Below are 12,805 nucleotides of genomic sequence, written 5' to 3' on the forward strand. Positions count from 1 at the left end.
GTGTCAGCCAATACAGGTTCTTTAAAGAAAGCTTTAACACTATTTGATAAAAAACAGGTTTTTAGTTATGAGAAAAAAATGACGTGGTCTGGTACCCTTATCGGGCTCTCTTTACTAACGCTGGCTTTTATTGTTTTATGCGCATTATTTCCTCAGTGGATTGCTCCCTACTCGGTTACAGAAATGAATCCTGAGGCTATTATGAAACCTCCTAGTTTCTCTCATATACTTGGAACAGACCAGTTTGGCCGTGATATTTTTAGTTTACTCGTATATGGAGCCAGGCAGTCATTGATAACCGGGCTGGCTGCAGTATTGATAGCCGGAGTGACAGGCACCATTATTGGGCTGGTTGCTGGCTATACAGGCGGCCTTTTTGATGTTATTTGTATGCGAATGATGGATATTGCGATGACAATTCCTAATATTTTATTGGCGATCGCTATCTCGTCTGCTATGGGGGCAAGCCTTGTAAACATCATTCTGGCCATAAGTATTGCGGCGACTCCAGGATACACAAGAGTGATTCGCAGTCAGGTAATCTCTCTTAAACATCGCCCTTTTATTGATGCTTCACAGTCAATTGGAACTTCTCATTTTGAAATAGTGATCCGTCATATTTTGCCTAACTGTTTATCCCCATTAATTGTTATGGGAACGATTGGCATAGGCAGCAGCATTCTTATTGGAACAGGGCTTAGCTTTTTAGGTTTAGGTGTTGTTCAGGAAATACCTGATTGGGGATACTTGCTTTCACAAGGGCGCAGTTACATTACAGTTGCTTGGTGGATTGTTGCTTTTCCGGGTTTTGCTATCACCATGCTAGTCGTTGCGGTGAATCTACTTGGAGATGCACTCCGAAATCGGTTAGATCCTAAACAATCGAGAGTATCTTAACCTGCTAAAGGAGGAAAGTGATGAATCATTTATTAGATATTAAAGAGTTATCTGTCGGGTTTAAAGTAAAAAATGGCTTCATTAATGCTGTTAATAAGGTTGATTTGAAAATTAATAAGGGAGAAATTCTTTGCCTGGTTGGTGAATCTGGCAGCGGAAAAACGATTACTTCTCTATCGATTATGCGGTTGATTGATTTTAACAATGGTGTTATTAATCATGGGGATATTCAACTAAATGGCCAAAGCTTAGCAAAACTTACGCCCCAAAAAATGAACGAGCTTCGAGGCAAAAAAATGGCTATGATTTTTCAGGAGCCGATGTCTGCTCTTGATCCGGTTTATTCAATCGGTTACCAAATTAAAGAGGTAATTAAACGACATTCCAAAACAAACCGGGCAACTGCCCATGATAAAGCTGTTACATTGTTAAAAAGAGTTGGAATTCCTGAGGCAGAGCTTCGCATGAAACAGTATCCTTATGAACTTTCTGGAGGTATGCTTCAGCGTGTCATGATCGCCATTGCTTTAGCCGGGGAACCAGATTTATTAATTGCCGACGAACCAACAACTGCACTTGATGTAACCACTCAATCACAAATTCTTCACTTGCTTCAGGAATTAAAGGTGGAATTTAACCTCTCGATTCTTTTAATCACGCATGACCTTGGAATCGCTGCCCAGCTTGCAGGTCGTGTAGTGGTTATGTACTCAACGAAAGTAGTTGAGGAGGCACCGACAGTTCAACTATTTGACAAACCAGCACACCCTTATACCAAAGGGCTGCTTCAGTCTATTGTTCCGGCAAACGGAGAGCAAAAAAAGCGGCTTTACTCTATAAAAGGTTCAATTCCCTCTCTATCAAATGCGCCAGAGGGCTGCCGGTTTCATCCCCGCTGTCCTTATGCAACAGACCAATGCAAATTAGAAGAACCCCCTTTGAAGTCTTATGAAGGACGCAAGGTGGCTTGCTGGCATGCAGATGTATTAATGAATGAAGATTTTCAGCAGACAGACACAGAGGCAGGAGTAACCATAATTGAAAATAAAAAACATTTTCCAGAAATTATGGAAAGCAGCAATGAAGATACCGTTTCTCCCCTTGTGGAGATCGTTCATTTAAAAAAGTATTTTCCGATTCAAAAAGGGTATTTCCCGCCAACTAAAACACATATCAAAGCAGTGGATGATGTCTCTTTTTCGATTCATAAAGGAGAAACGTTTGGACTGGTTGGTGAATCCGGCTGTGGAAAGTCTACATTAGGACGCGTTTTATTGCAGCTGGAAAAAGCAAGCAGTGGAAATGTTCTTTTTCAAGGGAAAAACTTGGCCGCATTAAATAGACGAGATTTAAAACTGGCTAAAGCAGACATGCAAGTTGTATTCCAGGATCCGTACGGTTCTATTAATCCCAGATGGAAAATCGGTGACATCATTGGAGAGCCTTTCAGAGTTCACCAATCATTAAGCAGCAAAGAGCAAAAAGAAAAAGTGCTAAATATCATGAACCTTGTGGGATTGAACACTAGCTGGTACGATCGTTATCCAAATGAGTTTTCGGGAGGGCAGCGCCAAAGAATTGGAATTGCACGTGCTATTGCACTCAATCCGAAATTTATACTAGCAGATGAGGCAGTTTCAGCTTTAGATGTATCTGTACAGTCCCAAATCATTAATTTATTCCAAGATCTTCAGGATAATTTAGGGCTTACTTATCTATTTATCGGCCATGGTCTGGATGTGATGCGTCATATCTCAAATCGCATTGGTGTGATGTATTTAGGGAAGCTCGTTGAAATCGCCCCTGCAGATGAACTGTTTCAACATCCTTCACATCACTATACAAAAGCGCTTTTATCCGCGGTTCCCATTGCGGATCCAAAACAAAAAAGAAACTTTGTATCGATTAACGGTGAGATTCCATCACCGGCTAATCCTCCCTCCGGCTGCCGCTTTCATACCCGCTGTCCAGCGGCTAAAGCGATTTGCAGACAGGAAACACCTGACTTAATATCCAGAGGAGCAGGCCATCAAGTGGCATGCCATTTTCCTTTATGAACGATTTTCTATCAAATTTGAATGGAGAATAATATATGGCCAAATCCATGCATTTAGTTTTGTTTGCGACCTCAACAGGTCTTCACATGGGTGGATGGCGACATCCTGAAGCTCAAAATGCCAATGAACTAGATATCGATTTTTATCAAGATCTTGCCTATAAAGCAGAAGCCGCAAAACTAGACATGCTTTTTGTAGCAGACAAATTGGCAATCGATGATTTATATGGCGGAACATTTGATTTGTCTGTTACATACCGGCTTGTTTTATCTGTAGAACCCATTACTTTAATCTCCGCATTAAGTTCGGTCACCAAAAAGATTGGTCTTGCAGCAACCGCTTCTACCACCTACCAAGAGCCTTATCATATTGCGAGAATGTTCTCGACGCTTGATCATTTAAGCAAAGGGCGTGTTGCCTGGAACATGGTCACATCAACAAGTGATACGGAAGCAAGAAATTTTGGTAAAACTCAACATTTAGATCATTCTGCGAGATACGAAAGAGCAACAGAATTTATTGAAGTTGTGACTTCTTTATGGGATAGCTGGGAAGAAGATGCACTTATTCTAGATAAACACGAAGGAGTATACGCACGTAAAGCGAAAGTACACTACACAAATCATGATGGAAAATGGTTTAATGTAAAAGGACCTTTAAATGTATCCAGGTCACCGCAGGGACGGCCATTGATAATTCAAGCAGGGGCCTCAGAGGATTTTCAGCTTTCGGCATCGAAAAATGCCGATTTAATTTTTTCTGTTTCTCCTACTCTTGAAAAAGCAAAAATATTCTACGACCAGTTTAAAGAAAAAGTAGCTGCCAATCACCGTTCTAAAGAGGATGTCAAAATACTTCCAGGTTTAATGCCGATCGTAGGACGAACCCTTCAGGAAGCCAAAGAAAAAGAACGATTATTACGCACGCTCATCAATCCGCATGCTGCTTTAAGCTTTATGTCTGGCAGCATGAATTATGACTTATCGCTTCATGATCCAGATTCTCCGTTTCCAGATATATTAGACAAAATTACTGGAAGCCGTGGACGTTTTGAATACGTACTTAAAAAAGCAAAACAAGAAAACCTGACACTAGGTGAAGCAGCTCAATGGTACGCAGTCAGCCTCTCTTTCCCACTTCTCGTTGGCACTCCGGATTTCATTGCAGAGGAATTAGAAACATGGTATAAAGAAGAAGCTTGTGACGGTTTTATTTTGATCCCTCCTTATATGCCCGGCGGCTTGGATGATTTTTTGGAATTGGTCGTGCCTATATTGCAAAAGAAACAGATCTTTCGGTCAGATTACACCGGTGACATGCTAAGAGATCATTTAGGGCTGGATATTCCCCGTAATCGTTATAGTTGAGTGAATATCTACATTCGATCCAAAAGATTCTATCAATATACTGTGCAGCCGTACAACAATTGTTGTACGGCTGCGATTTTTTATTATTCCCCCTCGGAAAACCCTCACTTCCAGCTTGCTTAGCGGCAGGGCTGGCAAAAGAAAAAGATCCCTTCAACTTTAAAGTGTTTCTCAATATTTTATCCAAATGAAGCACAAAAAAAGATTATCAATCAGACGATCGGGTGCTGCTGATTTGTGTACAATGATGTGCTATATAAGTTGAGCAAATGATTTTCCATACTACTTTTCAGAAAAAGCGTATGAGAACAGCGCTTAGCCCAGGCAATGGAACAGCGGCATTCGCAGGGCTGCGCGTTCCATGGGGCAGGCGATAAGCTCACCTTTACCGATCTGCGGCTCCGTCGATCTTATCTGCCCGCTAGTCCCATAGGAGTCTCCGCCCCGCGCCTGCCGCCTTTGTGGGGAGGAAAAACAGCAAGTGTCAAACATGCTGGTTATTCTTCCCTTATCAAAAAGAATAAAGAGTCGGTGTCTATTCATTGGTGATCGCTTCTTTTCTAAAAAGCAACGGGCGGAGGATGGCGGCGAAGACTCCCGCGGGACGAGCGGACAGGCTGAAACGAGCAGCGCGAAGCGGCGGCTGGTTCAGCGTTCGCCCCGCAGGAAAGCGCAGCCGCCAGTTGCCCTATGTAAACAAGCATTAACAAACGCCAATAAAAACAGCAGCAAAAACAGAGTGACTGTTTTTGCTGCCAGTTCTAAACTGGATTATTCCTCAGTGAAAATTTCTTTATCCACTATTTCCGCTACATCAACCGGCTTTTCAAGTACTCCTTCCTCGGCAAATGTATCAGCAACTTTTTGAACCGCTTCAATATCCTCGTTGCTTACAGGCCGTACATCAGCATTTACTTTATTATTGATTTCACGGGCAACATCCTCTGGCAATCTAGTGATATCTGAATAAATTTTCACGTATTCTTCCTTATTGTCCTGCTCCCAATCCCAGGCTTTTGAGAATCGCTGGATCACATCTTGAAGTGCCGCTCTTTTTCCAGGGTCTTCAAGCGCCTCTTCAGATGCTGTAATAAAACCAATTCCGCTGTTAATGCCCTTCCCATCCTTCAGTACTCTTGCTCCATCATCTTCCGCAATGGTCGTATACGGATCAAAAGTAGCCCATACTTCAATATCTCCTGATTTAAATGCAGCGGCTGCATCCGTTGGAAGAACAAATTTAATGTTAACATCTTTTGTCGTTAGCCCTACTTCTTTTAATGCTTCAATCACCAGATATTGAGAAACACTTCCCTTTGCAGAAGAAATAACAATGTCTTTTCCTTTTAAGTCTTCTACATCTTTTATCGGAGAATCCTTTTGAACAAGAATAGTAACCGATTCAGCCGCTGACACACTTGATGCAATGATTTTAATGGGCACGCCGGATGCCGCAGCAGCCAATACAGGGGTATCTCCGGCAGGTGCGGTATCGACAGAGCCTGCTTTTACGGCTTCAAATAAAGGTGCTGCTCCTTGAAAACTTGCCCATTCTACTTTGTATGGTGTTCCTTCGAGTACTTTTGAAGCTTCTACTTTTGATTTTGTCAGCCCGGCCTGATCACCCAGCACTAACGTAACCTTGGAAAGATCTACTTCTCCATCCGCATTGACCTCAGCTGCTTGATCATTTTGTCCGCATCCTGCCAAGGCTGTTACCATGCTTGCAACTAAAAAAGGATATAGTAATTTTTTCTTCATTTTCAACTCTCCCAGGATATAATATTATGTTTTTCGATTAGTTTAATACTTCGGGCTCATCCTCCACCAATTTGAGCCAAAGCTGCTGAAAATTAAACCAGCCGCTGTTCGACCCGCTTACTTGTGAATGGGTTAATAGTGCTGTTTCGTGATCTATCGCAATAGGTGAGCCAGCTGCCTCTGCAAGTAACTGCGCATGGCACGCACGATCCATTGCGATAAACCAATACGCCGCTTCATCTACACTTGTTCCCACAGTAAGCAAGCCATGATTTTTTAAAATAACAGCCTTGTACTGTTTAAGTGCAGCCGCAATCCTTTCCCCTTCACTTTGATCTAAAACTACGCCTCTAAAGTCATCAAATAAACCGTGGTCCTGATAAAAGGCGCATGAATCCTGTGTGATTGGATCTAATAACCGGCCTAGCGAGGACCATGCTTTTCCATAAAGAGAATGAGAATGTGCCGCTGCTATTACGTCGGGACGCGCCTGATGAATTTGTGAATGGATGGCGATAGCTGCTTGGTTAATGGGAAGATTGCCTTCCACTACTTCTCCTTTATGATTAACTAGGTGCAAGTCGCTCACTTTCATAGAGGCAAAATGGACACCTAACGGGTTGACCCAATAATGATCTGTTTTTTCAGGGTCCCGCACCGTTATATGACCAGCCACTCCCTCATTAAAGCCAAATTGATTAAATATTCTGAAAGCGCCTGCCAGTCTTTCTTTTCGGTGCTGACGCTCCTCTTCCACATTGTTAAAAACAGGTTGTTGAAAAATGGACTGTGTTTTTGTTGACATAATATTCTTCCTCTCTGTATTTTTAATTTTTATTCATATCTTTCAATCTGTAAGTTGTTATTTTTCAACTTGGCAGCACTCAGTTGGTTTTTTCTAAATAACGATGAAACCTCTCCTGGAAATCTCCTTGAAGAACCGAATCTCTCGTTAAATTTGAAGATGACTCTTTGTCTCCTGTACATAACTCCTTTAAAGCGCCCGCTGTATCAGCCGGCATTTTCAATAAAGTATTCGACCAATTTAAAGCCGTATCATAAGCTTCCTGAGCTTCTTCACAAACTCGATGTACAAGACCATAGTGTTGAGCAGTAGCTGCCTTTACTTTTGTACCTGATAAAGTAAGAAAGCGTGCTCTTGACGGGCCAATTTCATTAATTAAGCGCTTGGTACCTAAAATCAATCCGAATTTAGGCCCAGGGAATCGAAATTCCGTTGTGGTACTGGCAACCCGGAGATCACATGAAATGGCAAGGTCAGCCCCCGCTCCATAAGCATATCCATTTATAATTGCTATAGTCGGAACTGGAAAGCAAACCAGCTGTTCTAGAAGGTTTGATACGTTTTGAAAGAACAGACTTGCTGCTTGATTTGTCAATGTTTGAATATATTTCACATCAACTCCTGTACTAAAAGCTTTTGTCAAATTACTGCTCAAGACCAGAACGCCTGTATCTTCGTCATTTGCAATATTGTCTAAAGACGTCTTTAACTCTTCGTAAAATGCCAAATCAAATGCATTTAAGTTTTGAGGGCTGTTTAAAGAAAGGTGGACTATTTTCTTTAATGAACCAGTTTCATGGATGGCAACGTTTATCCTTTTCATAACCTCTCCTTTTCTATACCAAAGTTAGTGGAATAATAGAATTTGAAACATAAAGAGCTATTACAGCTGAAAGTTGTTGGTTATACTGTAGTAACCTCATCTAAAAGTATTTGATAGTCCTTTTTCATTACACGAGATAATACTTTATTCTCTAACTTGCCAAAAGCTGCGCTTCCACGCTCCCGTGGTCTCGGTAATGGAACTTGAAGGTCCATTGTGATTTTTCCATCTTCAATCAAAATAACCCGGTCTGCGAGTGTGATCGCTTCTGACACATCATGTGTAACCAAGACAGCTGTGAACCGATGTTCCTTCCAAATATCTTCAATCAATTCTTGCATTTCAATTCTTGTCAAGGCATCAAGTGCTCCTAACGGCTCATCCAATAAAAGCAACTGTGGTTTGGTGACTAATGCCCGGGCTAGAGACACTCTTTGTTTCTGTCCACCTGATAAAACGGAAGGCCAGTCACCTTCTCTTTCTTCTAAGCCAACCTGTTTTAAAGAAAACAGCGCCTGATCTTTCCAATTGCCCACAAGCCCTAATCCCACACCGACATTTTCCGCTACCTTCTCCCACGGAAGAAGACGAGCATCTTGAAACATAAATCGTGCTTTTTTGTTTAAAGAACGAAGAATTTCACCGTTCAAGGAAATTTCCCCGCTGCTCTCTGTCTCCAGACCGGCAAGATGCCTTAATAACGTACTTTTACCGCAGCCGCTTTTTCCGACAATGGCAACAAACTCGCCAGGTTCAATTGTTAAATTAATGCCTTTTAAAACTTCTGTATTCCCATATTTTTTTCGTAGATGCTTTATGTCTAGATGAACACCTTGCTTCTTGGGAGTCATTGCTCATCACCTCCACATTTATTGTTTGTTATAGCTTGGATTCCACCTAAGTAGTCTTGACTCAAGTAACTTTGCCGAAAAATCTGCCAGTTTACCTAAAACGGCATAAAGCAGGATTGCGACAACCACAATATCTATTTGCATAAATTCGCGTGCATTCATAGCCATATAGCCTATGCCAGCGTCAGCTGCTACCGTTTCAGCCACTATAAGAGTGAGCCACATAATGCCCAGGGAATAGCGTACCCCTACTAAGATAGAAGGCAATGCTCCTTTAAAAATGACCCGTAGCATTAATTTACGCTTACTCAATCCATATACTTTTCCCATCTCAATTAACGACTTATCAACCGAAATAATGCCGTAATACGTATTCACATAAATAGGAAAGAATACACCAATCGCTACTAAAAAGACCTTTGCTTCTTCTCCTATTCCAAGCCATAAAATAACCAGGGGAATAAGAGCAAGATGCGGAATATTCCGAAACATTTGAATCGTTGTATCTAAATGCTGCTTAGCTATAGGAGAAACCCCATTGGCTACTCCTAAAATAAGTCCAATACTTCCTCCGATTAAGAAACCAGTGAAAGCACGGCTGAAGCTGACTTGTATATGTTTAAAAAGCTCTCCCGATTCAATTAATTGCCATGCGGACGTCACAATGGCGGATGGAGCCGGCAGAGTATCCGGTGAAATAACGCCTGCCAGCGACAGTATCTGCCAAAACAGAATAAGCAGAAACGGCAGCAGCCAGGGTGCTATTGTTTTGTTGTAAGAAATGACTCCCATTTTGTTCACGTCGTTCCCTCCTTTTGAGTGCTGAAGATTTACTTTCTATTAATAAAGATTCGATTATGCATGCAATTTAAGAGAACGCTTATTTAATTTTTTCTTTACTCTAGGAATCACTTCTTTACCGATTGATTCAATGACTTCTAGATGAGGGTATCCTCTTAAAAGAACTTTTTCGAATCCAAGTTCTACGTATTCAACAACACGATCAGCCACTTGATCAGGTGTGCCAACCAGGGCAATAGAGTTACCGCTTAATACTTGTGTTAAGCCTGCCCACAGGTTTGGCCCAATGACAAAATTATTGTCTCTGGAACCTTCCATTAATTTATTTAATCGTTTATGGCCTATCGATTCATCCCTGACGTTGCCTTTTTCTTTGCCCTCGATATCCTCAGGCTTTACATGGCTGATTAAATCATGGGCTCTTTTCCAAGCAAGCTCCTCTGTATCACCTAATATAACTTGCAGGGAAACTGAATAACGCAGTGATCTCCCCTCTATATCCGCAAGCTTCTTCATTTCCTCAATACGAACCTTAGTGTTTTCTAGTGATTCTCCCCACAGCATATAGACATCTGCCAACTTTGCAGCTACTTTCTTTCCTGCTTCAGAAGCACCCCCCATATAAATCTGAGGCCGAGGCTGTTGAACAGGCTTTGGAAATAATGAAGCATTTTTAAATGAATAAAAATCTCCTGTGTGATTGACTACTTCTTCAGAAAAAAGACGTTTAAGAATATGAATAAATTCCTCTGTCCGTTTATATCTCAAATGGTGAGGCAGGCTATCTCCATCCTTCTCAAGTTCCTCTGGCGATCCCCCTGTTACCACATTAATAACTGCTCTGCCGCCTGAAAGATAATCAAGAGTAGAGAATTGCTTTGCAAAAACCGTTGGACTAATGAAGCCTGGTCTCGCCGCGTACAGGTAATTCAATTTTTCAGTAGATTGAATTAATGACGCAGCAACAATTGAAGCATCCAAGCATTGCGTACCTACAGGCAGCAGCAGTGAAGTAAACCCTGTTTGTTCTGCAGTTTGAGCAATTTGCCTATTATAAGCAAAGGAAGGCTCTCTTTCCCAAGGGGTTTTAATATAATTTCCATCTCCAGAAGTAGGAGACATTGTTAAAAACTCAACCATCTTTCATCCCTCCATTTTTACTAATTCCATCAGAATACTTGGTTTTCAAACTGCACCATTGTAAATTTAATTGCTTTGTATACTTTTTTCCCTCAGCCAGTCGTTTATTACTTCCTGATTGTGTTCTCCAATTAAAGGCGGGTTTCGGAAGGTTTCAAACTCATAGTCCGATAATTTTACTGGGAATCCTATTGTTTTTGTTTGTGAGCCGTTTGGCAATTCGATGTCTTGTATGATATCAAGTGATTTTGTAACCGGACTGTCCAGCGCTTCCTGAAAATCGTTAACGGGTGCAGAAGGTACGCCTCTTTGATCAAATTCCGTCAGCCATTCTTCAGCACTTTTTGTAGCAAAAACACTTTGTAAGATCTCTTTTAATTCTTTTTGATTTTTTGCACGTAATGTTTGGGTTCGAAAGCGAGCGTCATCATACAGCTCTACTAAATTTGTCGCTTCGCAAACTTCGTACCAAAGTTTGTCATTTCCTGCGGCAATTACGAAAGGCTTATCACATCCGTTAAACCCTTGATAAGGTGCATTTCTTGGATGTGCTGTTCCTAAGCGTTTTGGAGCAAAGCCGTTTCCATAATATTCACTTGTTTGTAAAGCTGAAATTCCTAATACACTGCCGAGCATCGAGCAGTCAATATAAGCCCCTTTTCCTTCTCGGCTGGCTTTTTGAAGAGATGCAGCTATGCTGTATGCAGCGTATAACCCTGCCGCAAAGTCAGCGACTGGAACACCACATTTTACAGGCGGTCCATCCTCTTCTCCTGTAACACTCATTAACCCGCTAAATGCCTGGATTGTAACATCAAATGCTCCTTTTTGCGCAAATGGCCCTTTCTGTCCGTATCCTGAAATAGAGCAGTAAATAATCTTTGGATTTCCTTTGGCAAGTTGATCATAGCCAAGCTGATATTTATTTAAGACACCCGGCCTGAAATTTTCAATTAGCACATCCGTATTCATACATAACTCATGCAGTAACTGAAGATCTTCTTCTTTTTTAAAATCAATTGAAACACTGCGCTTATTGCGGTTTAGGGACGAAAAGTTAGCACTGTAATCTCCCTGCTCGCCATTTTCGAAAAAAGGCGGCCATGACCTCATTCCATCCCCTCCATCAGGCCTTTCAATTTTCACAACATCTGCACCCAAGTCTGCTAATAACATACCAGTGTAAGGGCCTGCTGCAATCTGCCCAAATTCAAGAACTCGAATGCCGCTTAAAGGTTTACTTTCATTAGCTCCCATCATATTCTCCTTTCCTACTTTACAATGACTTACATTCCCTTAACCGATTTAACTAAGTTGTTTACTCGGAAAAGATTATTTTGACTCAGTATATCTCATGTTTTAGCACTTGTATAATTGATAATTAGAAACCGTACATTCAAAAAATTTGAATCGTTTGAACTTAAAAATTTTCTTTTATTAATGCAATTAATCGTTCAATAGCCGTTCCCGCCGTTATATTGTTTGTTTTTCGTAAAATCCCTGTTACTACTCCCACATTTAAATCAACTACTTTCTTAGTCGTTGTGCCAACAGGAGGAGTTCTTATAATGACATCTGGAATAACAGCAATCCCAAGTCCTGCCTGAACATATTCCTTTAATGCGGACATACTATTGATCTCCAGTCCTACTTGTGGTTGAATGCCAGCTTCAACAAGGGATTTTTCTAAATTTATTCGGTAATTACAAACGAATGCTCCCAGCAACAGCCTTTCATTTTTAAAGTCTGCCAAGTATATTTCGTCTCTTTCTGCTAAATGGTGTGCAGCCGGTAATAATAAAGAAACCTGTTCGGTTAAAAGCGGTTCAAACAATGTAGTATGATCTAACACAGGCGTATTACAAAGAGCAATATCCAGTTCACCATCCTTGATCATCTTAGTTAAAGTTTGTGTATTATTAACTTGTATACTAATTTGAACTTTAGGATATTTTTTGTTAAACGGTTCTAATATTTCAGGAAGCCGGTAAATTGCCATAGGTTCTATTGCTCCGATTCGGATTTTCCCCGCTTCTCCATGTACCCACTCGTGCATTGTATTTTGTACGTATTCCAAGTCCCTTAATAGCAAATCTGCTTTATCAAAAAAAACTCTTCCGGCATCTGTTAAATGTATTTTTTTACCTCGCTCAATTAATTTTACGCCGAGGTCTGTCTCAAGTTTTTGAATTTGCATCGTGACAGTAGACTGCACATACATCAATTCATCTGCTGCTTTTTGAAAACTTCCCAGTCGGGCAATAGTATAAAATGTTTTAATTGTTCGTAGATCCATGCTTTCA

11 protein-coding genes are annotated in these 12,805 nt (G+C 41.0%); 3 read left to right on the forward strand and 8 right to left on the reverse strand.

Annotated features, from left to right (window positions below; translation table 11 throughout):
* Genes RRU94_RS07780 through RRU94_RS07790 form a run of 3 tightly spaced genes read left to right on the forward strand, consistent with a single transcriptional unit; the run spans position 1 to position 4,321 of the window.
* Positions 1-897 carry an ABC transporter permease gene (locus RRU94_RS07780; protein ID WP_315691195.1) on the forward strand — a complete coding sequence of 299 codons (897 nt, stop codon included), beginning with the start codon at positions 1-3 and terminating at the stop codon, positions 895-897.
* A gap of 20 nt (positions 898-917) precedes the next feature.
* Positions 918-2,954: an ABC transporter ATP-binding protein gene (locus RRU94_RS07785; RefSeq protein WP_315691196.1), complete on the forward strand. Its 2,037-nt coding sequence runs from the start codon at positions 918-920 to the stop codon at positions 2,952-2,954.
* A gap of 35 nt (positions 2,955-2,989) precedes the next feature.
* Positions 2,990-4,321 carry an LLM class flavin-dependent oxidoreductase gene (locus RRU94_RS07790; protein ID WP_315691197.1) on the forward strand — a complete coding sequence of 444 codons (1,332 nt, stop codon included), beginning with the start codon at positions 2,990-2,992 and terminating at the stop codon, positions 4,319-4,321.
* 771 nt (positions 4,322-5,092) lie between these two features.
* Here RRU94_RS07790 and RRU94_RS07795 read toward each other — a convergent pair.
* The 8 genes from RRU94_RS07795 to RRU94_RS07830 all read right to left on the reverse strand — a co-directional run bounded on the left by RRU94_RS07795 (position 5,093) and on the right by RRU94_RS07830 (position 12,798).
* Positions 5,093-6,082, reverse strand: coding sequence for an ABC transporter substrate-binding protein (locus RRU94_RS07795; protein WP_315691198.1), 990 nt, complete (start codon positions 6,080-6,082; stop codon positions 5,093-5,095).
* Positions 6,083-6,119: 37 nt separating this feature from the next.
* Positions 6,120-6,887, reverse strand: coding sequence for a class II aldolase/adducin family protein (locus tag RRU94_RS07800; RefSeq protein ID WP_315691199.1), 768 nt, complete (start codon positions 6,885-6,887; stop codon positions 6,120-6,122).
* 79 nt (positions 6,888-6,966) lie between these two features.
* On the reverse strand, positions 6,967-7,710 hold the full coding sequence (locus RRU94_RS07805; protein WP_315691200.1) for an enoyl-CoA hydratase/isomerase family protein: 744 nt from the start codon (positions 7,708-7,710) through the stop codon (positions 6,967-6,969).
* Positions 7,711-7,790: 80 nt separating this feature from the next.
* Complete coding sequence (locus tag RRU94_RS07810; RefSeq protein WP_315691201.1) at positions 7,791-8,561, reverse strand: ATP-binding cassette domain-containing protein; 771 nt, start codon at positions 8,559-8,561, stop codon at positions 7,791-7,793.
* Between the two features lie 18 nt (positions 8,562-8,579).
* Positions 8,580-9,353 carry an ABC transporter permease subunit gene (locus RRU94_RS07815; RefSeq protein ID WP_315691970.1) on the reverse strand — a complete coding sequence of 258 codons (774 nt, stop codon included), beginning with the start codon at positions 9,351-9,353 and terminating at the stop codon, positions 8,580-8,582.
* A gap of 63 nt (positions 9,354-9,416) precedes the next feature.
* On the reverse strand, positions 9,417-10,502 hold the full coding sequence (locus RRU94_RS07820; protein WP_315691202.1) for an LLM class flavin-dependent oxidoreductase: 1,086 nt from the start codon (positions 10,500-10,502) through the stop codon (positions 9,417-9,419).
* Between the two features lie 66 nt (positions 10,503-10,568).
* Positions 10,569-11,759 carry a CaiB/BaiF CoA transferase family protein gene (locus tag RRU94_RS07825; protein ID WP_315691203.1) on the reverse strand — a complete coding sequence of 397 codons (1,191 nt, stop codon included), beginning with the start codon at positions 11,757-11,759 and terminating at the stop codon, positions 10,569-10,571.
* A 163-nt stretch (positions 11,760-11,922) separates the two neighbouring features.
* A complete protein-coding gene (locus tag RRU94_RS07830) occupies positions 11,923-12,798 on the reverse strand; it encodes a LysR family transcriptional regulator (protein ID WP_315691204.1) in 876 nt (291 codons plus the stop codon).
* Positions 12,799-12,805 lie beyond the last annotated feature (7 nt).

Source organism: Domibacillus sp. DTU_2020_1001157_1_SI_ALB_TIR_016, from assembly GCF_032341995.1.
Lineage (GTDB): Bacteria > Bacillota > Bacilli > Bacillales > Domibacillaceae > Domibacillus > Domibacillus indicus_A.

Coding starts and splice junctions, on each gene's coding strand:
- RRU94_RS07785 (WP_315691196.1), top strand. CDS start 918: ATGAATCATTTATTAGATATTAAAGAGTTATCTGTCGGGTTTAAAGTA.
- RRU94_RS07790 (WP_315691197.1), top strand. CDS start 2,990: ATGGCCAAATCCATGCATTTAGTTTTGTTTGCGACCTCAACAGGTCTT.
- RRU94_RS07795 (WP_315691198.1), bottom strand. CDS start 6,082: ATGAAGAAAAAATTACTATATCCTTTTTTAGTTGCAAGCATGGTAACA.
- RRU94_RS07800 (WP_315691199.1), bottom strand. CDS start 6,887: ATGTCAACAAAAACACAGTCCATTTTTCAACAACCTGTTTTTAACAAT.
- RRU94_RS07805 (WP_315691200.1), bottom strand. CDS start 7,710: ATGAAAAGGATAAACGTTGCCATCCATGAAACTGGTTCATTAAAGAAA.
- RRU94_RS07810 (WP_315691201.1), bottom strand. CDS start 8,561: ATGACTCCCAAGAAGCAAGGTGTTCATCTAGACATAAAGCATCTACGA.
- RRU94_RS07815 (WP_315691970.1), bottom strand. CDS start 9,353: ATGGGAGTCATTTCTTACAACAAAACAATAGCACCCTGGCTGCTGCCG.
- RRU94_RS07820 (WP_315691202.1), bottom strand. CDS start 10,502: ATGGTTGAGTTTTTAACAATGTCTCCTACTTCTGGAGATGGAAATTAT.
- RRU94_RS07825 (WP_315691203.1), bottom strand. CDS start 11,759: ATGGGAGCTAATGAAAGTAAACCTTTAAGCGGCATTCGAGTTCTTGAA.
- RRU94_RS07830 (WP_315691204.1), bottom strand. CDS start 12,798: ATGGATCTACGAACAATTAAAACATTTTATACTATTGCCCGACTGGGA.